25 protein-coding genes are annotated in these 24,681 nt (G+C 66.3%); 13 read left to right on the forward strand and 12 right to left on the reverse strand.

The genetic code is table 11. The features are described 5' to 3' along the window. Positions 1-54: 54 nt before the first annotated feature. Both E0H45_RS14360 and tal read left to right on the forward strand, forming a co-directional pair. Positions 55-807 carry a hypothetical protein gene (locus tag E0H45_RS14360; protein ID WP_131337843.1) on the forward strand — a complete coding sequence of 251 codons (753 nt, stop codon included), beginning with the start codon at positions 55-57 and terminating at the stop codon, positions 805-807. 52 nt (positions 808-859) lie between these two features. After that, positions 860-2,029 (forward strand): transaldolase, encoded by a 1,170-nt coding sequence (tal, locus tag E0H45_RS14365; protein WP_131337844.1) that lies wholly within the window; start codon positions 860-862, stop codon positions 2,027-2,029. 374 nt (positions 2,030-2,403) lie between these two features. On the opposite strand, the gene ctaD is transcribed toward tal, so the two are convergent. The 7 genes from ctaD to E0H45_RS14400 form a co-directional block, all read right to left on the reverse strand. Continuing rightward, positions 2,404-4,197 carry an aa3-type cytochrome oxidase subunit I gene (gene ctaD, locus E0H45_RS14370; RefSeq protein ID WP_131337845.1) on the reverse strand — a complete coding sequence of 598 codons (1,794 nt, stop codon included), beginning with the start codon at positions 4,195-4,197 and terminating at the stop codon, positions 2,404-2,406. Positions 4,198-4,298: 101 nt separating this feature from the next. Beyond that, complete coding sequence (locus tag E0H45_RS14375) at positions 4,299-4,826, reverse strand: TraR/DksA family transcriptional regulator (RefSeq protein WP_165546463.1); 528 nt, start codon at positions 4,824-4,826, stop codon at positions 4,299-4,301. Positions 4,827-5,031: 205 nt separating this feature from the next. Next, entirely contained in the window at positions 5,032-5,697 is a 666-nt protein-coding gene (locus E0H45_RS14380) for a response regulator (RefSeq protein WP_165546464.1), read from the reverse strand. Then, positions 5,694-6,650 (reverse strand): HAMP domain-containing sensor histidine kinase, encoded by a 957-nt coding sequence (locus tag E0H45_RS14385; RefSeq protein ID WP_131340397.1) that lies wholly within the window; start codon positions 6,648-6,650, stop codon positions 5,694-5,696. The genes E0H45_RS14380 and E0H45_RS14385 overlap by 4 nt, the downstream gene beginning before the upstream one ends. Before the next feature lie 104 nt (positions 6,651-6,754). Then, positions 6,755-7,489: a rod shape-determining protein gene (locus tag E0H45_RS14390; protein ID WP_202872339.1), complete on the reverse strand. Its 735-nt coding sequence runs from the start codon at positions 7,487-7,489 to the stop codon at positions 6,755-6,757. Between the two features lie 83 nt (positions 7,490-7,572). Then, on the reverse strand, positions 7,573-7,968 hold the full coding sequence (locus tag E0H45_RS14395) for a TraR/DksA family transcriptional regulator (protein ID WP_131337847.1): 396 nt from the start codon (positions 7,966-7,968) through the stop codon (positions 7,573-7,575). 109 nt (positions 7,969-8,077) lie between these two features. Next, a complete protein-coding gene (locus E0H45_RS14400) occupies positions 8,078-8,389 on the reverse strand; it encodes a TraR/DksA family transcriptional regulator (RefSeq protein ID WP_131337848.1) in 312 nt (103 codons plus the stop codon). A 259-nt stretch (positions 8,390-8,648) separates the two neighbouring features. Here E0H45_RS14400 and E0H45_RS14405 point away from each other — a divergent pair, with 259 nt between their 5' ends. Together E0H45_RS14405 and E0H45_RS14410 are read left to right on the forward strand one after the other, a co-directional pair. Then, positions 8,649-8,936 carry an SOS response-associated peptidase family protein gene (locus E0H45_RS14405; protein WP_165546465.1) on the forward strand — a complete coding sequence of 96 codons (288 nt, stop codon included), beginning with the start codon at positions 8,649-8,651 and terminating at the stop codon, positions 8,934-8,936. A 348-nt stretch (positions 8,937-9,284) separates the two neighbouring features. Next, positions 9,285-9,746, forward strand: a complete 462-nt coding sequence (locus E0H45_RS14410) for a hypothetical protein (protein ID WP_131337850.1) — start codon at positions 9,285-9,287, stop codon at positions 9,744-9,746. A gap of 238 nt (positions 9,747-9,984) precedes the next feature. Here E0H45_RS14410 and E0H45_RS14415 read toward each other — a convergent pair whose 3' ends face one another. Further along, the gene (locus E0H45_RS14415) at positions 9,985-10,236 is read right to left on the reverse strand and encodes a hypothetical protein (protein WP_165546466.1); all 252 of its coding nucleotides are present in this window, start codon (positions 10,234-10,236) and stop codon (positions 9,985-9,987) included. Positions 10,237-10,247: 11 nt separating this feature from the next. Then, complete coding sequence (locus E0H45_RS14420; protein ID WP_131337852.1) at positions 10,248-12,011, reverse strand: restriction endonuclease; 1,764 nt, start codon at positions 12,009-12,011, stop codon at positions 10,248-10,250. A gap of 562 nt (positions 12,012-12,573) precedes the next feature. Between E0H45_RS14420 and E0H45_RS42465 the strand changes: the two genes are divergently transcribed. From E0H45_RS42465 to E0H45_RS14445, 6 genes are all read left to right on the forward strand, one after another. After that, entirely contained in the window at positions 12,574-12,741 is a 168-nt protein-coding gene (locus E0H45_RS42465) for a hypothetical protein (protein WP_165546467.1), read from the forward strand. Positions 12,742-13,500: 759 nt separating this feature from the next. Continuing rightward, positions 13,501-14,040: an RNA polymerase sigma factor gene (locus E0H45_RS14425; protein WP_131337853.1), complete on the forward strand. Its 540-nt coding sequence runs from the start codon at positions 13,501-13,503 to the stop codon at positions 14,038-14,040. Continuing rightward, positions 14,037-14,870 (forward strand): zf-HC2 domain-containing protein, encoded by an 834-nt coding sequence (locus tag E0H45_RS14430; protein WP_131337854.1) that lies wholly within the window; start codon positions 14,037-14,039, stop codon positions 14,868-14,870. Before E0H45_RS14425 ends, E0H45_RS14430 begins: the two co-directional genes overlap by 4 nt. Next, entirely contained in the window at positions 14,867-15,736 is an 870-nt protein-coding gene (locus tag E0H45_RS14435; RefSeq protein ID WP_131337855.1) for an ATP-binding cassette domain-containing protein, read from the forward strand. The genes E0H45_RS14430 and E0H45_RS14435 overlap by 4 nt, the downstream gene beginning before the upstream one ends. Beyond that, positions 15,733-16,590, forward strand: a complete 858-nt coding sequence (locus E0H45_RS14440; protein ID WP_131337856.1) for a hypothetical protein — start codon at positions 15,733-15,735, stop codon at positions 16,588-16,590. Before E0H45_RS14435 ends, E0H45_RS14440 begins: the two co-directional genes overlap by 4 nt. A gap of 38 nt (positions 16,591-16,628) precedes the next feature. Continuing rightward, entirely contained in the window at positions 16,629-17,228 is a 600-nt protein-coding gene (locus E0H45_RS14445) for a hypothetical protein (RefSeq protein ID WP_131337857.1), read from the forward strand. 148 nt (positions 17,229-17,376) lie between these two features. Here E0H45_RS14445 and E0H45_RS14450 read toward each other — a convergent pair whose 3' ends face one another. Next, on the reverse strand, positions 17,377-18,177 hold the full coding sequence (locus E0H45_RS14450; RefSeq protein WP_202872340.1) for a methyltransferase domain-containing protein: 801 nt from the start codon (positions 18,175-18,177) through the stop codon (positions 17,377-17,379). A gap of 417 nt (positions 18,178-18,594) precedes the next feature. On the opposite strand from E0H45_RS14450, the gene E0H45_RS14455 reads away from it, so the two are divergent. Beyond that, a complete protein-coding gene (locus E0H45_RS14455; protein WP_165546468.1) occupies positions 18,595-20,079 on the forward strand; it encodes a patatin-like phospholipase family protein in 1,485 nt (494 codons plus the stop codon). A 71-nt stretch (positions 20,080-20,150) separates the two neighbouring features. Here E0H45_RS14455 and E0H45_RS14460 read toward each other — a convergent pair whose 3' ends face one another. Next, positions 20,151-20,480, reverse strand: coding sequence for an STAS domain-containing protein (locus tag E0H45_RS14460; RefSeq protein WP_131337859.1), 330 nt, complete (start codon positions 20,478-20,480; stop codon positions 20,151-20,153). Beyond that, positions 20,477-22,645, reverse strand: a complete 2,169-nt coding sequence (locus E0H45_RS14465; protein ID WP_131337860.1) for an ATP-binding SpoIIE family protein phosphatase — start codon at positions 22,643-22,645, stop codon at positions 20,477-20,479. The genes E0H45_RS14460 and E0H45_RS14465 overlap by 4 nt, the downstream gene beginning before the upstream one ends. A gap of 116 nt (positions 22,646-22,761) precedes the next feature. Here E0H45_RS14465 and E0H45_RS14470 point away from each other — a divergent pair, with 116 nt between their 5' ends. Together E0H45_RS14470 and E0H45_RS14475 are read left to right on the forward strand one after the other, a co-directional pair. Continuing rightward, the gene (locus E0H45_RS14470) at positions 22,762-23,640 is read left to right on the forward strand and encodes an aldo/keto reductase (RefSeq protein ID WP_131337861.1); all 879 of its coding nucleotides are present in this window, start codon (positions 22,762-22,764) and stop codon (positions 23,638-23,640) included. Between the two features lie 9 nt (positions 23,641-23,649). Beyond that, the gene (locus E0H45_RS14475; protein ID WP_131337862.1) at positions 23,650-24,639 is read left to right on the forward strand and encodes an aldo/keto reductase; all 990 of its coding nucleotides are present in this window, start codon (positions 23,650-23,652) and stop codon (positions 24,637-24,639) included. Positions 24,640-24,681 lie beyond the last annotated feature (42 nt).

Below are 24,681 nucleotides of genomic sequence, written 5' to 3' on the forward strand. Positions count from 1 at the left end.
ATCAGTCGCTGCCCGCCTCGACGCGTCCGACGCTACGGGACAGGTGAACACACCATGAAGGCCTATCGAGTCTCCTGGTTGTTGTTCTGTGGTGTGCTCGGCGCGCTAGGCGCAGTCATGGCCTCCACCTGGTCACTCACGAACGTCATCATGCTGCTCATCCTCGCGGCACTCACGGGCGCAGTCGTGGCCATGGTCGCTTTGGCAGACCCCGACGGTCCCAGCCGACCGCCGCGGGATCGACGACGGATCGTGGCTACCAGCACAGCCCTCGCCGCGGGTGGCACGGTCTCGTTCGTCGGCCTGGGCAACCTGGTGGGCGCTGCGACAGCGGTGCTGCTCCTGGTCATCGTCGTCGGCGGATCCCCTTACGTGATTCGCTACAGTGTTCGCTGGCTCAGCGAACACGGCCATCTGACCAGGTCTTCACCTCAGCCTCGCCAGCCGGATCGTGCCGACGACTCGGCAATGTTGGCGATAGCAGCCATTCTGGGGACAGACTCAGACCAGGCGCCGAAGCCTCACGTCGCGCCGGATGCCCTGAGCGACGGGGCCCTCTGCGTGGCGTGGCGGGCCAGCTTCTCGGCTCTGCAAAGGGCCGGTTCGCCGGCGCAGCGGTTGCGGATCGTCGAAGAGCGGCGGGCGTATCTCGACGAGATCGAGCGCCGCACCGCCCACGGCATGGCCGCGTGGCTGGCCTCAGGACCCCGCGCAGCCGGAGACCCCAGCAGGTTCGTCCTGGGAGACGGCGCGGCAGGTCGCGCCTCCATTGACTGGGACGACCTGCTCCACGACACCGACAAATGAACCAGCCCCCGATAGCCGCAGCTGGCTGATGCCAGGGAGAGCCGAGAACACGATGACCAAGCTGGAACACCTGTATGGCCACTTCGGACAGAGCCCATGGCTGGACAACCTCACCCGCGCATACCTGCGCGACGGCACGCTGGCGCGCATGGTCGCCGAAGGGATCCGCGGCGTCACGGCCAACCCGACGATCTTCGCCCGGAGCATCACCGGCTCCCACGACTATGACGAGCAGTTCTCGGAACTGATGGCCGCCGGCAAGTCGGTGGACGAGGCCTACTGGGAGCTGGTCATCTCCGACGCCGGCCAGGCGCTCACCGTACTGCGACCGGTCTTCGACGGGGGTGACTGCATCGACGGGTTCGTCTCGGTGGAGGTCTCTCCAGAGCTGGCTCATGACGCATCGGCCACGATCGCCGCCGCGCGCTGGCTACGCCGTCGTATCGCCCAACCCAATCTGCTCGTGAAGATTCCCGCAACTGCGGAAGGTGTCACCGCCGTCGAAACGCTGATCGCCGAAGGCGCCAGCATCAACGTCACGCTGTTGTTCTCCTTGCCCCGCTACGCCGAGATCATCGAGGCCTACCTGTCCGGGCTGGAGAAATTCACCGCGAACGGCGGCGATCCTTCGACTGTCAGCAGCGTCGCCTCGTTCTTCGTCAGCCGGGTCGACACCGAGGTCGACCGGCGGTTGGAGGCCCTCGCCACCGACGAGGCCCTGGCTCTGCGCGGCCGGGCCGCGGTCGCGCAGGCCAAGCTGGCGTACAGGTTGTTCAGCGAATTGTTCTCTACCAAGCGCTGGCACCGGCTCGCCGGCCTGGGCGCAGACGTCCAGCGTCCGCTGTGGGCATCGACGTCCACCAAGACCCCGAAGGACCGCGACACCCGCTATGTCGAGGAACTCATCGGCCCCGAAACGGTCACGACCTTGCCCGAAGCAACCATCGCCGCCTTCGAGGATCACGGCACGATGACTCGCACCGTCGACAACGGTGTGCCGAAGGCAGCCGAACTGATGGAGCGCTTGGCAGCCGTCGGCATCGACATGACCGCCGTCGGTCGCACCCTGGAGGACAACGGCATCGCCAGCTTCAACAAGGCCTACCAAGACGTGCTGGCCAATCTGACAAACCTGGCGGCAGTCCCGCCGACACCCGGTCATACCCGCGAGAAAGACTCCCCGCCTGTCTCTCGACGACGCACCGACGCCCGCCGCAGCTGAACCTATCTCGCACGCCAGGCGGGCTTGCCCGGCCCCGGCCGAGTCTGAGCAGACGAGGCTCCAGGGCCTCACACGGTCTCGGCCACATCGGTGTGCAGTACCCCATCTGGACCGCGCCCAACGAGAGCGAACTGGACCGCTGTGAACAGGTACTGACGCAACAGTCGGGCCAAGTGAGGCGGTCAAGCCGCGACGGGGTCGCCCTCGTTGAGGGCCGTGGCCCCGATAACGCCCCGATCCTCATCGCCTACCCTGGGCCGCAGGAAGCGCCGCGGCATCAGGTCATGCAACGAGTCTATAGGTGGTGACGGCTGCCGAGCCCGTTGCGCGCAGCAGCGCGGAACGGGGTACGTCGAAGACGGCAGGATCCAGGGTCACTCTGTCGAGTCAACGTCTCGGCCTGACCCGTCGGGGTGTTGTTGTTGCATGTTCTCTTCCAGGTTCTCCACGCGTCCCTCGTCGTCGCCGGCATCCAGCAGATTGTCCGCCGGCGCGCGGTTGCCCGGGTACTCCACGAGCGCCACCTCTGGGTGGTGTCGGTCGAAGGCGGGGCTTTCGGATCGGATCCGGGGCAGCTTCTCGAAGTTGTGGCGCGGTGGAGGGCAGCTGGTCGCCCACTCCAGGGAACGGCCCCAGCCCCACGGGTCGTCCACTCCCACCAAAGGCGCTCGGCGGTAGGTCTTGTAGACGTTGTAGAGGAACGGCAAAGTCGAGGCGCCGAGGATGAAGGCGCCGACGCTGGAGATCTGGTTCAGCGTGGTGAAGCCCTCGGTCGGGCTGTAGTCGGCGTAGCGCCGCGGCAGGCCCTCGACACCGAGCCAGTGCTGCACCAGGAACGTGGTGTGGAACCCGATGAACAGCAGCCAGAAGTGCAGCTTGCCGAGCCGCTCGTCGAGCATCCGCCCGGTCATCTTCGGCCACCAGAAGTAGAACCCGGCGAACATCGCGAACACCACGGTTCCGAAGACCACGTAGTGGAAATGCGCCACCACGAAGTAGGTGTCCGTGACCTGATAGTCCAGGGTCGGCGAGGCCAGGATGACGCCCGTCAGACCGCCGAACAAGAACGTCGTCATGAACCCGAGTGACCACAGCATCGGGGTCTCGAACGACACTGCGCCGCCCCAGATCGTGCCTATCCAGTTGAAGAACTTCACCCCGGTCGGCACCGCGATCAAGAACGACATGAACGAGAAGAACGGCAAACTCACCGCGCCAGTGGCGAACATGTGATGTGCCCACACCGTCAACGACAACGCGGCGATCGCCAGCGTCGCGCCGACAAGCCCCATGTAGCCGAAGACCGGCTTACGGCTGAACACCGGCAGGACCTCGGTCACGATGCCGAAGAACGGCAACGCGATGATGTACACCTCGGGATGCCCGAAGAACCAGAACAGGTGCTGCCAAAGTATGGGCCCGCCGTTGGCCGCGTCGAAGACATGGGCCCCGAGTGTTCGGTCCGCCTCCAGCACCAGCAGCGCCGCCGCCAGGATCGGGAACGCCACTAGCACCATGATCGACGTGATGAGAGTGTTCCAGGTGAAGATCGGCATCCGGAACATCGTCATCCCGGGCGCTCGGAGGCTGATGATCGTGGTGATGAAGTTGACGGCACCGAGGATGGTGCCCAGGCCGGCCATCCACAGACCCATGATCCACAGGTCGCCGCCGATGCCCGGGGAGCGGACTGCGTTGGACAGCGGTGCGTAGCCCGTCCAGCCGAAGCTCGCTGCGCCGCCGGGAGTGAAGAATCCACTGAAGGCGATGAGCCCGCCGAACAGGAACAGCCAATAGCTGAACATGTTCAGCCGTGGGAACGCGACGTCGGGGGCGCCGATCTGGATCGGCATGATGACGTTGGCGAAGCCGACGAACAGCGGGGTCGCGAACAGCAGCAGCATGATCGTGCCGTGCATCGTGAAGAGCTGGTTGTACACCTCTTCGTTCACGATCTGCAGGCCCGGCTTGGCGAGCTCGGCGCGGATCAGCAGCGCCATCAGACCGCCGATCAGGAAGAACGCGAACGACGTGATCAGGTACAGCTGCCCGATCAACTTGTGATCTGTGGTGGTGAGGACACGCACTACCGCACGGCCCAGCGGGCGGCGCCCTCCTGCCGCTGTGACGACTCTTGTCGTCGTCGACCGTTCCGCGAGGCCGGTCATCGAACTGCTCCGGTACCACGCAGGGTCATATGGGTCAGATTCGCCACCGCGGCCGCTCCTCCATCAAGTCTTCGTAGGCGCGCGCTTCTGCGTGTCGCCCTTCACCAGTTCGCGGGCGGATCGCTGGCCGGAAACGAGTCATAGCCCCACACATCGACAATGTCTCGAGGACCTGGTTCGCGGTTTGCCTGTCGGCGCGGAACACTCCGGGCCGACCGTGCGGGGACGGGTCGCAGACCGCTGTGTCGCCGTGGAGACTGTTCGCTGCCGGAACCGCTTGCCTCCGTTGCGTACTGGCAGGACATGCACAGGCTGGCCATCGGCAGCGCCGTCAGACGGTCCACGGCGATGTCGTCGCCGCACCCCTGGCACATTCCGAAACGGTCCTCATCGATGCGGTGCAACGCGGCATCGATGACGGCCAGGGCCGTTGCCGCGGCTGTCATCAACGCGGACGCGACCCCGTCCTCCGCATCATCGGATCCGGTCGCCATGTCGGCGGTGAGCTCGTTGAGCTCTTCGACCCGGAACCGCCGCAGTTGCTCAAGATCCGCGCGGAGACCATTCACGTCCACGTCCGCCCGGCCGCGGCATTCGCGAGTCGGGACCGCAGATCTGGGCTCGGTCATGGGACCTCCTTGCATCGCAACGGGGCAACCGGGCTGGTCACTTGGACACACAGCAACCTCGAGACCTGTCGGATCGCTGTCCCGGCTCTGACCCACAATGCCGCCCCGCGCCTGCGGTAGACATACCCGTGTCCGGCCAAGGCGGCCGCTCTTCCTTGCCGAACATCGGCAACCGGGCCTCGAACTCGATCACCCGGTCACACCATCACGGTTCGATCAGGCCGGCGCGGATGGCGTAGCGGGTGAGGTCGAGACGGTCGCGTAGGCCGAGCTTGTGCAGCATGTTCGCTCGGTGCCGTTCGACCGTTTTGACGCTGATGAACAGCTCTTCCGCGATCTCCTTGGAGGAGTGACCCTCCGCGACGAGCTTGAGGACCTCTTCCTCGCGGACGGTGAGAACCTGCTCAGGCACACCCTCACCACGCCGGGCGCGGTCCAGGTAGTCGCGGATCAGGGCGGTGACCGCACCCGGGTAGAGGAAGGGCTCACCCCGCATCGCGGCCCGGCAGGCCTCCACCAGGTCGCGGTCGGCGACCGATTTCAGGACGTAACCGGACGCTCCGGATCTGAGTGCTTTGAAGAAGTACTGCACATCGTCGTACATCGACAGCATCAAGATACGCAGATCAGGAAGGAGAACAGACAACTCCCGAGCTGCCTGCAGCCCGGTCATCCGTGGCATCGCGACGTCGAGAATCGCCAGGTCGACGGGCTGGCGCCGGGCCGCGGCGACTGCCTCCGCGCCGTCGCCGGCCTCAGCGACGACGGTCAGGTCAGGTTCGCTGTCCAGGATGAGCCGCACTCCGCGACGAACCAGCGCGTGGTCGTCGGCGAGCAGGATACGAATAGGCGCCCGTGCCGGCATCGTCATCCGCCGCTCTGCGAAAGCGGTACGGACAGGATCACTTGAACGCCGCCCTGAGGAGCGGCTTCGAGGTCCAGGGACGCTCCGATCAGCAGAGAACGCTCGCGCATTCCGCGGATCCCGGCGCCCTCATGCGCGAGGCCGATCCCACGGCCATCGTCACAGATCAGCAGGCGGACGACATCCCCCGCGCGGCGCAAGCCGACTGTGACCTCTGTGGCCTCAGCGTGCCGGGCGACATTGGTGAGACTTTCCTGGGCGACTCGGTAAAGCACCAGTTCTGTTTGCTGGTCCAACTGGGGCAGGTCGGCGTCGAAGTGTCGGTGCACCGCCAGCCCTGTGTGGATGGACAGATCGGTCGTCAGGGTAGTCAAAGCGCTGATCAGACCGAGATCCTCCAGCACCCCGGGACGCAGCCTCACCGCGAGTCGACGTACGTCGTCCAGGCTGGCGCGAGTGGTCTCCTGCGCGTGCTGAAGGTCGGTTCGCAGAACGGGATCCTGCGTGCGGTCGGCGGCGCGCTTCAGCTCGAGCAGCACCGCGGTCATGCTCTGCCCGACCTCGTCGTGGAGTTCCTGCGCGATGCGGCGCCTCTCGCCCTCTTGGGCCGACAACGCTCGCGCGCTGCTCGTAGCCCGCTCGTTCTCGAGCCGGTCCAACATGTCGTTGAACGCGCGAACGAGATCCGGAACACCGCCGTCGCCAGTCACTGACACACGCTGGCCGGGACGGAGGAGATCCACCGTGGCCATTCGTCGAGTGACGCGCTCCAGCGGTGCCAGGCCGACGTGCAGCAGAACGGCGTTGGCCACGAGCATGACGCCCAGGCCGCCGATCAGGACAACAGCCTCAGTCAGGGCCACCGGGACCGACACTGTCACCGGCGCCCACAGCAGCAACGCCGTGGCCACCCCGAGCACCACCGCATTGAGTCCGAAGATTCGCCAGAACAACGCCATTCCCAGCCGGCCTTTCTCGATGACTGCTATGCCCACTATCCCCCGTTTTCGCGACGCAGTCGGGTGCGGCGGTGCCGGCGGCCAAACTGATAGACGCCGTGGAATCACAGAGGCTGGCCGGTCAGGGTGGGGTGGCGGTCGGCGGCGACCATGGCCAGACCCGCGCCGCGGACGGCGGCAGTCTGGGGGGCGGGAGCAGGCCGCACCGGCGCCGCCAGCTGTTTGGCCAGCCGGTAGGTGATCTCCGGACGCAGCGCGCCGCCTCCGGTGAGTAGCGGGCCACGGTCCAAGGCATCGACAACCAGTCCACCGCAGTCAAGGCGCAGGAGATCGGTCACCACTGCGACGATCGACTGCACGAGCTCGGCAACGGTCGTGGTCGCGCCAAGATCGGAGGTTCCCACGTCCAACCGATGGGCCTGTGTCAGGCCACCATCCACTAGCAAACCCACTTCGGTCAGGCCTGCTCCGATGTCCAGCACCAGCAGTGGCCGGGCCAAGTCAGCTCCTGCTCCGAGCGCGGCGGCTTTCACACCGTCAATGGTCAGCACGACCCGCGCATCGAGAACCTCCAGTGCGGCGCGGACCACGCGCTGATGCTGACCGGCGCACAGGACCGGGGTGGTCAAGACAACCATCGAGTAGTGACCGAGGCCGGCTCGATGGCCGAGGAGGCGCTCGAGTATGCGAGCGGCGCCCGCCTCGTCGACGACGACGCCGCGGTGCACGGGACGACTGCCGCCGTCCGCGCCAGGCGAAATGATCGTGGGCTCGTCGACGATCAGACCATGGTCCGGCATCCAGGCCTTGGTGCGGGCACTGCCCAGGTCGATCGCCACGCCGGACGACCGCTGGCTGGCCGGCCACGTACCGCGGCGCCGTAGCGCCGCCGTACGCGAAAACGGTGTACGCGAGGCCGGAGTCACGAGACTGCGTTCTTGAGGCGCCACGAGACTGACTCCTTGAGTTGGTGGCACGGGCCGCAGTACCGGGCGTGCGGCAGGATGCGCAGGCTCGCCAGCGGAATGGGCCGGTCGCAGAGGTGACAGCCGCCGTACAGGCCGGCGTCCATCCGGCTCAGCGCGGCATCGACATCGGTGAGCACCTGCTGGGCGGCCGCGGCAAGAGCGGTCAGCACCTCTTCACGCGCTTGCGCGTGCTGGCAGGCCGGCAGATCGTCGGGGCTCGGCCAGGTCTCGCCGAGGCCGTCCAGCTGCTCCAGCCGGAACAGGCGCTCATCATGAAGGCATGCGCGCAGCGCGTCCAGGTCCTCGGGACCCAGTTCGGTCCGGCGAACAGTGGCGAATGTGTAGCTCAAGACTTCACACCCTTTACAAGGCGTCAGAAGACAACAGATTGGACAGGCCATCCACGGGGGAGCAGCGCAGCGCCACCTGGGTCCGTGGCCCGATTTTGGTAGGCGCCGATCAGGTGGCGCGCTGCTGACAGCTGACGCAGTAGCGCACGTAGGGCAGGATCTCCAGTCGTTCAACCGGAATGCGGGTGCTGCAGCCCTGGCACGTGCCATAGGTGCCGTCGGTCAGGCGGTCTTCAGCTGCCGTGATCTCGGTCAGCACGCGCCGGATGGCGGCTGTCTGCGCCGTCGCAAGGTCCCCGTCCGCAAGGGCGGCACCGTCTTCGATGGCGCTGAGTTGGGTGAGACGAGAGTTGCGTTCGTGTTGCAGGCGCTGGCGGGCCTCATGCACGGTCATTTTCGGGGAGCGGGCCACGGTGGTCACTGAAGGTACGTCCTCTCACGAACGCTGGGGAGCGAAAGTAGACGCCGCTGCCGCCAACGGCACCACATGAAATGCACCGTTCGCCCCAGTTGCGTCCTGCCTCCACCATGCGCGACACCGGCCGCAGTGACCATCGGGGCCAGCACCCATTTAGCGAGGCGCTTAGGCCGTATGCAGGACCAAAGGCGGGCGAGGTAGACGTCCAGGGCGTGAGGCTGTGTATCGCACCCCGGCCACGTGTGAAGTCATGGTGCAGAGAATGCGGCCTTCGGATGGATCGACACTGTCGCTGGCTGGCCTGTATGAGGTCTGGCACGACAAGTCGCTGCCCGAGGACGACCCGAAGCGGGTCGTGCCGACGTACACGATCATCACCACCACCGCGACCGACAGCGTCGGCCGGATCCACGACCGCATGCTCATGGCGATAGCGCCCGATCACTGGGACGAGTGGCTCGATCCCCGCAACCACGACGTCGACCAGTTCCGCGGCCTGATGGCCCCGCGAGCGGTGCGGCAGCCGGCTGGGTCAAGACGGGCTGGTTGAGCGCTGGACGTTGCTGGTTGACGATCAGGACCTGGTGCTGCTGGTAAGCATGGTGCGACCATATTCGGGTTTCATGCGGGTCCCCTCTCCACTTGCTGTCCTATTAGACGCGCGGTGTGATCAGATCGCCTCTGCAGACCGCGATCGCATCGAGCCAGGAATTGCGGCGAACCAGCTCGCACCGTCCCTCACCAGGCCGCTTGATGCGCCGGAGAGCCTAGTCACCGCCTACCTCGAGTAGGTCCCCACCCCGGAAGGAGTGTTGAGAACGAACGATTCTCAACACCCCAGGCGTAACGCGCAACCCTCTCCGATGGATGTAGCGATTACGGGGGGGAGGGGGAAGACATGGGCCTGCCTGATGTGCTGGTGACGCTCGGCGCTGTTGCCGCAGGGATCGTGTTCTACCTGGTCGTGCAGAAGCTCAGATCCGTGCCGCTACGGACCTGGTGGCGACTCGGTGGCGGCTTCCTCAACGCGCTCAGATACATCGGATATGGCATCGGCGGCGTGTGGATGATCCTCTGTATGGCCTGGGGAATCGGCCTGCTCCTGTGGTTCGCGCTCCTGGTTGGACTGGCCGCTTGGATCGTCCAACACTGGTGGATCGGACTCCCCGCACTGGCGGCTCTCTTCCTGGCCGGCCGGGCGATTCTGATCTGGGCGGCCAAAGTGCGGTGCGACATCTGCAAGCACTCCATCGGAGAAGACCCGGACGCCCGGACCATCGTTAACCTGCGCACGAAACGCCTGAATGAACCCCTGCGATTCGTCCACAAGGACTGCATGGCTGAGGATGCGCAGCATTAGGCTTCGCCGCCCCTCCGCCTCCTGAGCTGCAATCCCGCGCGCCTGATGCCGGCGGAATCAACGGAGAGCTTCTCGTAGCGCTCGCGCGGGGTCGGCTGTGAGAACGAACTGCACGTAGTCGCTCTCCTCCGGAGCTCCGAGGTGTGGGCCCACAGAGACATCGATGAGGTACTCACCGTCGGCAGATCGGCTGAGCGAGAGAATTCCGGAGACGACGGCTGGATCACCGTCGATGCTTCTATTCCGCGGTCTCGACCGCGGTGCCCAGTCCGTCCAGAGCTCGAGCGAGCGTGGCGAGCTTGGCCTGGACGAGCGCGGGGTCGTCGACCAGGTAATAGGCGGCACTCCGTGCGCGATCGGGGTCCGTCACTCGGACCGAATCCACCAGCGGGTGCTGGAGCAAGTTCAGAACAGCCTCGATGTCCTTCGGTTGCGGACGTGCACCGGTGCCACCTTCGCGAGCGATCAGATAGATCTGATCACCGGTCAATGCGCCATGCGTCACCTCGTCTGTGTCGCGCGCTTCCTCCGCAAGCACAGTGACGATCTGAGCCAGCAGGTTCGTTCGACGCTCGGCGGTGGACCGCGCGCCTCGAGTTCGCGGCGGTCGTCGTCCTTGCCGGTGATCAGGCCGAGGTAGTAGTGGGCCGACAGCGGCGTGCCGGCGTGGCGTGCAAGGTCTCGTGCGAGCTCTACCGTCGTGATGAGGCTGACATCGTTCTGCTCGGCACGCGTTCTGATGCGCCCGGAGTCGAAGCCCGGACCGATCAGGACCACGTGATCGGCCCGATGCTGAGTCTGGTGCTCACGCAGCGTGTCGAACGACACCGCGCCCTCATTGACCGATCCGGATCGCGCGGACTTGGCGTCCACGATGATTCGCACCGGCTTCAGATCCGTGTTCTCCACAGTCGCCAAGACGTCCGTCTTGCCCCCGCCACCCACATGGCGAGACTCGAAGCCCAAGAACTGAAAGGCGCGCACTGTCGTCTCCTCAAGCCGAGTCGGGTTGTCGGAGTCTGTCCCAGCGGCAACCAGATCGCGACCGATATCGCGGGCGAGACGGATCGCGCTTGGCTGGTCCGGCTCACCTGACAGGTCAGGCTCGTTGCGTCCGCTGGACTCCACCTCGTCGCGCGGCGCCTGGAGTAGGAATTCGCTAGCGACTCGCTCGCCGAGCGGTGTGGCCTGATATCGCGCGTTGGCCCGTTCGACGATCAGGCCGGCGGCCTTGAGGATCTGGAGACGTGTGCGGACTCCGCCCACGTCGGGACGCTTGAGGCCGTAGTACTCCACAGCCGCGCGCGCCAGATCCGGTGCACGGTCGTACTCGCGCAGCATCGGGATAATCTCGAGCACGAAGAGGTAGCGCGTGTGCATCATGAGCGCGAGGTCGAGCGGGTCCACCGTCTCCAGCCAGGCGCGGGCGGCGGGCGTCGGTTCGAAGACGTTCAACGCCGTCTGCTCGATGAACCCGGATTTGGTCAGCGTTGTGAGTGTCGGGCCGAACGACGCTTCGCTGACGCGGAACTGCCGCTCCGCAAAAGCCTGAAGGTCAGCCTTGGTGGTGGAGGGAGACGCGGCGTTGACCAGCGCCTGCAGCGCCTGCACGATGTCGGACTCACCGCTGCCGCGGGGCACGTACCCTAAGACTGAATGCCGCACCGCGAGCGTGGTGGGAGTCAGGCCGGCAAGGAGGTCGGCGATAGCGGGCGGTGGATCCTTTCTGTCGAGCGGCTGGGATGCGAGGAGTTCCACACTCGGAGGTCCATCGAGCACCAGCCCGGCCAGCAAAGCCTTGCCGCGCTCCGTGATCTCGACGAGTGTTGCGGTCCGGTACTCGGCCGCCCCCATGCATGAAAGCCAGGTCACCCGCCGCCGTGCCTGATCGAGCGTGGTCCACGCGAGATCGTATTGATGGTGCGCCGCCTCCATGAGGTCCCGCATCGAATGCGGACCGTTCTGAAGGACGTCCAGCACCTCGCCCATGTACCTGATGTGCCGGTGGAAGATCGCAAGCAGTGCGGCATCGTCGGCCGACTCCAGCCATGCCTGCGCCTCGTCGGTTACCTCGACGTGGTCGCGATCCGTCCGTTGCACGAATCCGGCACTCGACAACGGCTTCAAGGCATCCCCGAGGGAGCGCTCCTGGCCGCCGCCATCTGTGACGGTGGCTGTCATCAGGCCGTCGTTCGCGAGGACGGCCTCCAGCAGTTCGCGCAGAGCGACGATCTGTTGTGCCCCGCCACCTGGCAGATGCGGCATCGACGAGAGACGCGACGCCCAAGGTAGGGGCCTCACGAGCCCGTGCGGTGACTCAATGGAGTGGTCGGCGCTATCAAGGTCCTCTGGAGCATTCCCCATGCCGAAATCATGCACATTGTGGCCGAGGTCAAACCCGGCCAGACAATCTCTTTAGTATCTGTCGTGCTACAGCGCGTTCGATGTCCGTGAGCCTGGTGACGGGATGGGAGACGACGAGGCCAGGGGCGCCCCAGTACGCCCCCCGGTCACCTCCGCTCTAAGCCGTTTCATGCCCACCGCAACTCACCGTTTTACTCACCGGATTGGATGAAACATGCTGAGCACAGTCGCCAACAACTGCTTACTCTCCATTGGAGAGTAAGCAGGTCAACGGCAACTTTCGGGTAGTTGTGCGGTACGACGACAGGCCTAGGCCGATAAAGCGGGGGTTAGGGGTTCGAGTCCCCTCACCGGCTCTTGTGATCTCTCAGGAGATACCGGACAGACCGGACACTTATCGGGGTCCGGTCTTCTGTTTTTGGGTGGTGGGCCTGGGATCTGCCGAGGGGGTTGGGAATCGCGGGTGGGGTCGAGTGAGCTCGCGGACGAGTTCGCCGGTGGCGGCCTTGATGATCCGGATGTGGAGGTCGTCGACGAGCTTGAGGACGGGGGTTCGGGCGTGCTCGCTGCCGATGGGGATGTGGTGGAGGCGGCCGGCGCGGCGCAGGGTGAGTTTGCCGGCGGGGTCTGAGATGTCGTGGAGCATGCGGTAGTGGGGTGTCGGTGGTGCGGTCGGTGCCGAGGCTGGCTTTGGGGCGGGGCTGGAGGCAGCTTGGGTTCGAATGATCGTCGCGACGAGGGGTGGTCGGCGTTCCGTGACAGCTCCGTGCGACGTCGGCAAGCGGTGGGAACCGACGGCAAATGCCGAGTGGCAAAGCCGCAGGTCAGGGACGGATCGGTGCTTCGGGCTGGGCTGTTCTGGCGAGCACCGAGGAGATCTACACCATCTTCGATAGGACGTCGGAAATTCAGCGCCTCGTCATCGCCCGAGCCATCTCCGGCATGCGCATCAGGTAACTGCCGACCGGGAGGAGCGTGATCGACCCGCGCGAGCTACGCAGCCGCTCCGTCGCTCCGCTCCTCCCGCGCCCGCTACGCCCGCTCCCACCGACCCCCGGCTTAGCGCCTGAGCATCAACTTCCGGATAGCGCCGGGTGCTGCGGGCTGGCGCCCGCCCCGTGGTACCGCCCGACCGGGACGGGCAAGCGGACTCGCACTAGATCTGGCCACGCACCGGACTGTAGGGACGGCCAGACCACTCGTCGGCCGCGGCCGCTCAGTCGCGCGCGGACCTGGAACACCAGCGGGCCGGAAGGGCGCGCGATTGGCCAAGGTACCGCCCGACTGAACAATCCGGTGACGGCTACCCGAACATTCGGTGAGGACCTGCGGCCGAAGAAAGTTTCGTCGTTGCCGAACCGATCTCGCCGCAAGGCGCGACAGTGAGGGTATGGCTGACTGTGATTCCACAGACGCCGACCTCATCAACGCGATGTCCGAGCACGACGAGGCCGCGCTTCGGCTGCTGTACGGCCGCCACGCCGCCTGGGTCTCCGCGCGGCTGCGGCGACGGTGCGCTGACACCGACGTGGTCGCGGACGTCCTGCAAGACACCTTCGTCGCGGCTTGGAACGGCGCCGGCAAGTTCCGCGGCGATGGCGACGTCGCCGCCTGGTTGTGGGGGATAGCCATCCGTCGGCTGATCAGTCGCCTCCGGCAGGCCAGCGGCCGTGCCGCGAAGGCCCCGACCTGGAAGCTGTACGACGCTGTCGATGTCTCCGCGGAGGAAACTGCGCTGCTCACTGTCGAGTACTCCGATCTGGGCACCGCGCTGGCACGGTTGTCGCCTGAGCTACGCGTAGTACTGCAGGCGACGGTGTTGGACGGTCTGACCACCCGGGAGGCCGCGCGGGCGCTCAACATCCCGCAGGGAACCGTCAAGACGCGGCTGGTACGAGCACGCACGAGGCTGCGGGAGGAGCTCGCATGACCCAGCAACCAAGGACCTGGCACGCCAACGAGGCTGAACTGCGAGCACTGGCGGACGGTGTCGCCGGGCCGGCGCTCGGCGCATCCGTCGAGTCCCACCTGATGCGATGCGGAGCCTGCCGTGCGCGGATGAACGACCTCGTGGACGGCGTCCTCTTGGACTCGGTGTGGAGCGCAATCAGGGAGACTGTCGAAGCGCCCCGGCCGAGTGTGTTCGAGCGTCTCCTCCGAAAATTCGGCGTCTCGGCCGAGTCCGGTCGCTTACTGGTGGCGGTGCCAGCCATGCGGGGCGCATGGCTGATCGGCGCGACGGCGGCGCTGCTCTTCGCCGGCGGCGCCGCGCTGTTCGCCAGCGGTTTCGGGCTCGCCTTGTTCTTGCTGGTCGCACCGCTGGTGCCGGTGATGGGAGTGGCGGCCGCGTACGGCGGTGACGCGGACCCGTCCCACGAGCTGGTCGTGACGACGCCGTACTCGGCTGGTCGGCTGCTGTTGCTGCGGACCGCTGCAGTCCTGGCCACGTCACTCCCGGTCGCTGCGCTGGTCGGATTGGCATTGCCGGGTCCGGCCTGGTTGGCGGTCGCCTGGCTGATCCCTGGCCTTGCGTTCGTGTCGTTGTCGTTGGCGGCGGCACCGTTCGTCGGTGCGACGGTTTCCAGTGGGGCAGTCGCGGCCACCTGGTCCGCCATCGCGATCGCGGTATCGAAGATCGGCGATCCGATGGATCTCGCCGGCCCAGCAGTTCAGGTCGGTTCGCTGGTGCTCTGCGCCGCCGCCGTCACGACCATACTCACGCATTTTCGGCTCTTCGATCTGCCAAGGGGGCAGACATGAGTTCAGTCATTCTCACCGGACTTGGCAAACGGTACGGACGTGCTCCGGCGCTGACGGGTGTTGATCTCCGGCTGTCGTCGGGCGTGACCGGGCTGCTCGGACCGAACGGGGCAGGCAAGACCACGCTGCTGCGGATCCTCGCGACCGCGCTTGCCGCGGATGAGGGACAGGTTCGGGTGTTCGGCCAGAATCCGGCCGACACCGCCGGGCGTCTCGCGATCCGGCGGCGGCTCGGCTACCTGCCGCAGGAGTCGGGCTTCCCGCGTGGCTTCACCGCATTCGGATTCGTCGACTACATGGCCATTCTCAAGGAATGGAGCGACCGCGCAGCCCGGCATGCCGAGGTACGGCGGGTTGTCGGTCTCGCGGATCTCACTGCTGTCGCTACCAAACGGGTGCACGCACTGTCGGGTGGACAGCGCCGTCGCGTGCTGCTGGCCCAGGCGCTGATCGGACGGCCGGATCTGCTGGTGCTCGACGAGCCGACCACCGGACTCGATCCACAGCAGCGCGCCCGGTTGCGCGACATCCTGTCGACGGCGGGGGAGACCGCCACCCTGGTGATCTCGACCCATCAAACCGAGGACGTTGCGGCATTGTGCGAGCGGGTGATCGTGCTGGACCAGGGCCGTGTGCATTTCGACGGCTCCGTCGAGGGCCTGATCAGCTCGGCCGCCGGACGGGTGTGGCTGGCTACCGACAGGCATCCGGAGGCCCAGCACGCGTGGCGGATCGGGACCGGTCGGTGGCGCAACGTCGGTGATGCGCCGGCTGATGTCGAGGTGGTCGACCCGACGCTCGAGGATGCGTACCTGCTGCTGGTCGGCGACCGTGCGCGGGAGACGGAGAAGGAGGTAGTCGCATGAGTTCCACGATGGTTCCGCTGACCGCTGAGCCGGCCGCGCTGCCGAGGTCAACCCTGGCGGCCCTTGCGCGTGCCGACTCTCGTCGGTTTGCCCGGCACCCACTGTTTCTCTTCGGTGTCGCGGTGTGCCTTCTCCTACTGGCATCCGTCGCCATCGGTGGAGATCCGGCGCCGCTCGAGAGCACTGTCGCGCCGGCGTTCTTCCTTGGCGTGTTCGGGTTCGTCGTTGCCCATCGGCTGACGACTTCCCTGCGTCGTACCCCTGACCTCGCCGAGATCGCGCCGGTCGATCAGCGCCGACGCACTATCTCGCTCTGCTTGGCGTGCCTGGTGCCAACGGGTGTTGCAGTGGCGATGATGGCGGGGTCGCTCGTTGCCGCCGTCGTCTGGCCGCCGGTCGCGATCCCGGCAGGAGACCCGGTGTCATGGTTCGGACACGAGCCGGCTGTCGACATCCTGGCTGCACTTGTCGCGGGCGGGCCGGTGGCTGCGCTCGGCGGGTCCCTGCTCGGTGTGGCCGTCGCCCGGTGGGCGCCGTTCCGCGGTTCTGCGCTGCTCGCGCTTGTGGTGCTCGTGGTGGGTACCGCAGTGGCCGATGGGTGGAATTCCGGCTGGGCAGCCATCGCGCCGTACCAGGTCTTCAGTGACTCATTGGTCGTCGACGGACAACTGCGGTCTTCCTGGCTGGCGGAGTGGCTATCACCTCGCTGGCACCTGGCGTACGCCCTGTGCCTCTGCTGTCTCGCGGTCGTCGCGGCGCTGCTCCGGGACGGTACCGGTCGGCGGCAACTGTTTGCCGTCGCGGGCGTGCTCACAGTCGCAGCGGCCGGCGCGTTGTTGCTCGCTGTCCGATGACCAGCTTGGAACCACGCCACGCAACCAACCTGCCCCGCGTGCTGCTGCGGACGCCCTGGCCGATGGTTCTACTCGCCGCGATGTCGGCCGGATTGGTGGCCCTGCTGTCGGTGGTACGTCCGTCGAACGCCGTCCCGCTCTTCGTGGTCCATCTGGCGGCAGTGGCGCTCGCCTCGGGGACGGCGTACCTGCTAGATGACGCCGCGATCGCGGTCACGGCCACCACGCCCCAAGGGCTCTGGCGCCGGCGGGCGCCCACGCTGTTTGCCGGACTGGCAGTAGCCGCGGCGGCTTGGACGGCCGTCGTCGTATTGCTGAACCGGCGGTCTCCGACAGCGTCGACCTCGGCCCTCACAATCGAGGTCGTGGCCCTGGCGTCGGTGGCCTTGGCTGCGGCCGCCGTGGCTGCCCGCAGGGGTGAGCCGGAGCCGGGGAATCTGGTGGCGCCGACCATCGTGCTACTCGGAGTCGGCGCACTGATCGCTCAACCAGCGCTGAATATCACGCTGTTCACGGGTGGCCCGGGTGATCCCGACCGCTGGGTGTGGTGGGTCGGCATCGCGGTCGCCGCAACGATCGTGCTGCTCATCGCGTCGCGCGATCAGGCAACTCGGCCGATCCGGCGGCTGGCCCACTAGCGTGGACTGTCAACAGCCCTCCGTTTGCACCGGCGAGAGGACCATTCGGTTGCTTCGGAGCAACTCCTTCGCAAGCTCGCTCAAATCAAGGCCGGTCAGGTCTGGTCGTCTGTCCATCGCGGGTAGTCAGGCCGTCTTCCAGGTGGGTTCATACGCTGGCCGCTTCTGGCTTTCGGCCCCAGGCGGTGATCATCGGGGCGAGCATGAGGTCCAGATCGCCGCGGGCGAGATTTTCGAGGTGGGTGTCGAGCTCGTCCGGCGTCGCCAGTTCCGCGGCCAGCAACTGATCGCGGACGTGCCGCACTGTGGTTGCCTCCAAGGTCGAGCACGCGCGGGACGCGATGGGGAAGTAGGCCTCCGCGGTCACGTCCCTCAGATCTGACTCACGCAGCAGTCGCGGCAGCGTGCGGCCGTACGCCAGATCTGCGCCGCGCTCGGCCATCAGTGTGCGCATCTGAGTCCGCAGTCGGTTCGCCAGCTCCTCGGCGGCGCCGCGCTCGTCCGGGCAGGCCAGTGGCTGCAGCGCGGGGTCGGCGTCCTCCAGGACCAGCCATCCACCTGGACGCAGGGCATCGATCATGACCTGCAGCGCGGCTGCGCGGTCCTCGAGGTGGACCAGTACCAGCCGAGCGTGGACCAGGTCGAACGTCTCGGGCGGCGGTGGGTCGCGGATCAAATCATGCCGACGGACCTCGAGGACATCGTCTGCCGCGGGCTCGATCCACGACACGTCGATGTCGGTGGCAAGCACCCGCCCGCTCGTTCCGACGCGCTCTGCCAGGCCGCGCGGGACCGAGACGCCGCCTGCGCCAACCTCCCAGCAGCGCCACCCTTCGCCGAGTCCTAGGTCATCGAGGTGGCGGAACGTCCAAGGATCGAACAGCTCGGCGAGCGCCACGAACCGCTCGCCAGCCTCCGGTTTGCGGTTGTCGAGCAGATAGCGGTTCACGGCAACAGTATGGCCCGGTCAACCTCGTGCGGGCGGACCATCATCAGGGGAGTGGGCGGGTTCCTCGGCAAGTTGCCACTGCTGAGGCATGCGCATGAGCTGGGCATGCGCTCAGCCGTGACGACCAACGGGCTGCTGCTCACTGAGAGACGGCTCACCGAGCTCGTGGGCCTCGTCGACGTCCTGTGTGATCCGCACAGAAGTTGCTGGGGGCAAATAGCTGCTCATCTGCGGGATGTGGCAAACGCCGAGTCGGATCCGGCCGCGATGTAACCCGTTACTGGATTCGTCGATGGATCTGGGATGAACCTGCGTTCCTGCCTTGCTCGATTGATTTCACGCGGCTGCGCGCACGGGCTCTCTCTAGTGCCATGCGGCCGGCGAGGGCCTATCATCCGTCTAGGGGGAGTGATTGTGATGGAACAGTTAGTGCAACCTGGGGACGGTGCGAGTCAGCAATCCGGCCGTCCGTGGGAAACCCTTGGCGTAGCGCTTTCCGGCGGCGGCGTGCGAGCGGCATTCTACGCGCTCGGTGGTCTCATGTATCTCGTCCGGTCGGGGCTGAATCGCAAGGTGCGGCTGGTGAGTTCGGTCTCCGGCGGATCGATCGTGAACGTGGCTGTCGCGATGGCAGGTGACTTCTCGGAATCCGATCCTAAGGAGTTTGACCGTCTCGTTGGTATCGCCAGCCACCGCATGGCCAAGAGCGGTGTCTTCTTCTGGCCAGGACTAAAACAAGCCGCCCGCAGCATCATAATTTTCATGCTATGGGCGCCGGTGTTCATCGGCTTAATGAACGTTGTGGGTGTGATAGATGGCTGGCCCTGGGACATCTTCTGGTTCGGCGAGATTTGGTATACCGGGCTCATGACGGTCTTTCTGTTGGGCTATACGATCGTCGGCCGGCAACGGATCCAGCAGGAGGCGTACCACCAGTTCCTGGTGCACATGTCCACCGGCGAGAAGAAATCACACCGCCGACGCAGCCTGGCGGAGCTGCCCGCCTCGGCAGTGGCGCATGTCCTCTGTGCGACCGAGCTGACGTCCGGTCAGCCGATGTACATGAGCCGCGAGATGGCATTCTCACCCGTCTATGGCCGCGGCGGATCAGATCTCGCGCTTGCCAAGGCGATCTATGCCTCAGCCGCCTTCCCCATAGGCTTCCCGCCGCTACGCCTACGGTCGGCCAACCTCAACATGGCTGGTGGACGGGACGAGGAAGCGCCGAAGTGGCTGTTGCTCTCTGACGGTGGTGTCTTCAACAACCTTGGCACGGATGCCTTTGCTGCCAACGACTCAGCGGCCCAAATCTATCTTCCTGATCCGGCGCTGCCAATCATCCCGAACGTTGACCTACAGATGATCATCAATGCTTCGTCACCTTCGAAGAAGGCGAGTATCTCAAGCCTACTGGTCTGGCGGACGATCCCGTCCACGGTGCGCATCATGTCCGTGCTCTACGAAAACACGCTCCGGCCGCGTATGCAGCGATTGATGGAGGCGCAGTCCGCGCCAGGTGGGCCGATCGTCGTCGACATCTCCGAATCGCCGGTCGAACTCGTTGACCGCCTGGCGAAGGGACGCACTGACGCGGATCCGGTGCGGGTCCGAGCGCTGGAGATGCGAGCCATCCTCAACAAGGAACGGTCCGACTACGAATGGAAGACGTACGCCGATCGCGCGGCCCAGACCAAGACCGTGCTGAGCGCCGTCGGCAGTACGGCTGCCGTCAGGCTTCTTCGACTGGGCTATCTCGATACGGCGATCGCGTGCCACGCTCATCTCGGAACCCAGGGAATCGGCGCCGTTCCTATGGATAAATGGTTCAAAGACTTGGTCGACAACAAGCTGTCGGATGATCTCCCGGCCGTGGAGACCGCAGAGGATCGCGCGACCGTCTAACTTGTCGTGCTCGCCTGAGTACACGGCTCTGCTGTGCTCCGAATGTTGCTATCGGCAAGTTCTTGGTGGGGTCATTCGAGGGTGGGTTGGATTGGGATGGTTTGGGGGAGGGTCGTTAGGTCGAGGGCGGCGCGGAGGGGGGAGTTGGGTGGGACGACTATGCGGAGGGTTTGGCGGCGTTGGGTGAGGCGTTCGGCTAGGTGGAAGAGCATTGCTATGCCGGAGCTGTCCAGGTAGGCGGTTTCGGTCAGGTCTATGACGATGACGGCGGCGTCGGGGGAGGCGATGCGGCTGATGGCTTCTCTTACGTCGGTGGCGTTGGTTAGGTCGACCTCGCCGCAGAGTCGCACGGCGTGGACGCCGTTGGTTGTTCCGGCATCCGCTACCGCGTACTCGGTCACTGTTCGTTCCCTAGCACCACGTTGCGGCGCATGAGGATCGTCGTGCCTTCTGGGCCGGTGTCGACGTCCACCGAGTCGGTGAGGCCGCGGATCAGGGTCAGGCCTAAGCCGCCGCCGCGGCCCGTTGGACTCCGCCAGTGACCGTGGTCGCGCACGGTCAACTCGACTGTGCCGTCCACGAGTCGCGCCTCGAGCTGCATGTCGCCGGGCGAGGCGCCGTACGCGTGTCGTACGACGTTGCTGCAGGCCTCGCCGCAGGCGATCGCGAGTTCGCCGGCGTCCTGCCTGCGGACACCTGACTCGCGCAGCCAGCGACCTAACGCGTGCCGGACTTGAAAGAGCATGCGCGCATCGGCCGGTACGTCGAGCGACAGCGGCGCTCCGGCCAGCACCAAAGGCCGGAGCGCGACCAGTGCGATGTCGTCGGCAACCTCGCCGCTCTCTCGGAGGGTCGACAGGACCTGGTCGCAGAGAGCGTCGAGGTCCGCCTGCCCGACGCCAGACGCTTCGGCGAGCAGCCGATCGAGACCGTCCTGAATCGACAGCGTGCGCTCCTCGACCAGCCCGTCGGTGTAGAGGAGCAGGGTGGCTCCGGGCCGCAGCTGGTGTGTTGCCTCGGCATAGTCGTGTTGCACGAGTACGCCGAGCGGCGGGGCCAGTCCACCCTCCAGGTAGCGCGTGTGTTCGTCGTCGATCAGGAGGGCGGGCGGATGTCCGGCATTCGTGAACCGGATCGTGCCGGTGTCCGGGTCATACAGGACGTAGAGCAAGGTGACCATCTCGGCCATTGGCAGTTCGCGGACCAGCTCGTGCAGGCCGTTCATCACCGCGATCGGTGAAGGATCGCGTACGGCGTACGCCCGCACCGCCATCCTCAGCTGTGCCATGGCTGCCGCCGCCTGCAGACCGTGCCCGGCAACATCACCGATGACGAGACCGATCAGGCTGCCGCGCAGCTGGATCACGTCGTACCAGTCGCCGCCGACATGCAGGTCCGCGGTCGCTGGGACGTATCGGGCGGCGACGTCCACGCCAGGGATGTCCGGCATCCGGTCCGGGAGCAGGTTGCGTTGCAGTGTTTCCGCGATCTGGTGCTCGCGCCGGGTCCGTGCCTCCTCCAGGGTCAACTGCTGTTGGGTCTCGTGCCGCTGGTGGATCTCGCGGCGCAGGCGGTCGTTGGTTGCCGTGAGCTGCGCTGTGCGAGTGTTGACGCGCTCTTCGAGGTCGGTAGCTGCCGACATCAGCGCGCGGGCGAACCGCATACGCTCGGTTACGAGCGCGGCGAGGAAGAACGACGTGAGCGCGACGGTGGCGTTGAACGCCTGAAGGGTCAGCATCTGCTCCAGCAGCGACGTACCCGCGAACGGGCCGAGCTCGTGGGTTGCCGACCAGGTTGCGATCAGTGAGGCCATCAGCGCGGCAGGTGCAGCTCCGCGCAGCTGCAGACGCCATGAGGCCCAGCCCAGGCACGGCAGCACCAGGAACAACAGGGCCAGGCCGCTGGACGCAGTCCACAATGCAAGCACCGTGGTCAGCACGAGGATTACCCCAGCCTCGAGCCAGCGCGCAGCCGGCCACGGCTCGAGCTCCCAGAACAGAGGGATGCACAAGAGGAACGGCGCGATGGCGAGAACGCCCATCGCGTCGCCGGTCCACCAGACTGCCCACGCACCGGCCAGGTCATCGATGCCGATCGCTTTCGACCATACGAGTGTGGTGGCGCCGATGGTCGCGCTGATCGTCATGCTCGCGAGCGCACCCAGGAAGACGATCGCCAGCGCGTCACGCCGGCTGTCCAGCTGACGCCGGAAGCCGATGCGCTCAAGGACGATCGCCGCGACCAGTGGTGCGAGGGTGTTGCCCGCGGCGGTGACCAGCGCGGGCACCGGACCGGCGCTGATCGGCAGATTGACGGCCAGTGCTGCAAGCGCGACAGCCGGCCACATCGACCTTCCCAGAACCAGGAACGCCGCCAGCGCGATACCGCTGGGCGGCCACAGCGGCGTGACGTTTCGCTCGACCAGCGACAGGCTCAGGCCCAGACGCGCACCGAGATAGTAGGCCGCGCCGACCAGGACAATGGCCGCGGCAGTGCGGCCCAGATCCGCCGGCAGGCGCAGCCTGAGCGGCCTCGAGGTCCAAGAAGCTCGCGTGCGCCCACCCATGGCTCATGGGACGCTGGAAATCGGGCTACGTCAAGCCACTGTGCGGAGGGAGGCACTGGCAGTACCTGGAACGGCAGTGACTCCCTGGACGCGCCGTGCGGGCCTACGGTGGCGGGATGAGCGTTCCAACGATCAAGCTGAACAACGGGGTGGAGATGCCCGCCATCGGGTTCGGTGTGTTTCAAACGCCGCCCGACGAGACGATTGCTGCTGTCGGGACCGCGCTGGATGTTGGATACCGGCACGTGGACACGGCGGCGGCGTACGGGAACGAGCGTGAAGTGGGCGAGGCGATCCGGCGCTCCGGCAGGGACGACGTCTTCGTGGAGACGAAGATCTGGATCGTCGACTACGGGTACGACGAGACTCTGCACGCGTTCGACAAGAGCGCCGGGAAGCTCGGCGTCGAGCAGATCGACCTGCTGATCCTGCACCAGGCGGTTCCCAGCGAGTTCGAGCGCACCATCGGTGCCTACCAGGCGCTGGAGAAGTTGCTTGCCGACGGCAAGGTCCGGGCCATCGGAGTGTCGAACTTCATGCCGCCGCACCTGGACCGATTGCTGGCCGAGACCGGGGTCGTGCCGGCGGTCAACCAGCTCGAGATCCATCCGTACTTCCAGCAGTCCGATCTGCTTGCCTACGACAACGAGCGCGGCATCCTCAACCAGGCGTGGTCGCCGATCGGCGGGATCACCTTCTACCGGGGCGGCTCGAAGGGGTCGACGCTGGAGGATCCGACGATCCTGGAGATCGCCGCCGCGCACCGCCGTACGCCCGCGCAGGTGATGTTGCGCTGGCACCTGCAGGAGGGACGGCAGCCGATTCCGAAGTCGGTCACCCCGGCTCGGATCGCGGAGAACTTCGCCGTCTTCGACTTCGAACTCACCAGCGAGCAGCTCGCCGCGATCGACGCGCTCGACACCGGGATCCGCGGCGGCCCGGCACCGGAGACCATCACGCGAGGGTTCGGCGGCATCGAAATCCCCGAGGCCTGAGGAGGCATCATGCACACACGTACGCTCGGTCAAGGCCTGGAGGTCTCCGCGGTCGGTCTCGGCTGCATGGGGATGTCGCAGAGTTACGGACCGAACCCCGGTGACCGCGACGACATGATCGGTGTGATCCGGTACGCCGTGGAGTCCGCCGGCGTGACGTTCTTCGACACCGCCGAGGTGTACGGGCCGTACGTCAACGAGGAGCTGGTCGGCGAGGCGCTGGCGCCGCTGCGCGACCAGGTCGTGATCGCGACCAAGTTCGGGTGGAACATCCAGGACGGCAAGATGCTCGGGACGAACTCGCGTCCCGAGCAGATCCGGCGGGTCGCGGACGAGTCGTTGCAGCGGCTCGGGATCGACGTGATCGACCTGTTCTACCAGCACCGGGTGGACCCCGACGTACCGATCGAGGACGTCGCCGGGGCGGTGGCCGAACTCGTACAGGCCGGCAAGGTTCGGCATTTCGGGCTGTCCGAGGCTGGTGCGGACACGATCCGCCGGGCGCACGCCGTACATCCGGTCACGGCTGTGCAGAGCGAGTACTCGCTGTGGACGCGTGACCCGGAGCCGGAGGTGCTGCCGGCGTGCGCCGAGCTCGGGATCGGGTTCGTGCCGTTCAGCCCGCTGGGCAAGGGCTTCCTGACCGGCACCGTGAGTACGTCGACGGAGTTCACCGCCGGCGACATCCGCTCGCGGGTCCCGCGCTTCGAGGCCGGCAACCTCACCGCCAACGAGGCCCTGGTCGCCTACGTCCGCGCCCTCGCCGAGCCGAAGGGCTGCACTCCCGGCCAGATCGCTCTCGCGTGGCTGCTGGCCCAGCACCCGTGGATCGTCCCCATCCCGGGAACCCGCCGGCGCCCTCGGATCGACGAGAACACCGGCGCTACCCAGGTCGCGCTGTCCGCCGACGAGATCGCCGATCTCGACGCGCTCGCCGCTCGGATCGGTGTCCAGGGGGACCGTTACAACCCAGCCGGGATGGCGATGGTCGGCCTCTGATCGCGGAGTGAGTTCCGAGGAGCTCGTTTGGGGTACTAGCGG

Source organism: Kribbella soli, from assembly GCF_004331345.1.
In the GTDB taxonomy this organism is placed as follows: Bacteria; Actinomycetota; Actinomycetes; order Propionibacteriales; family Kribbellaceae; genus Kribbella; species Kribbella soli.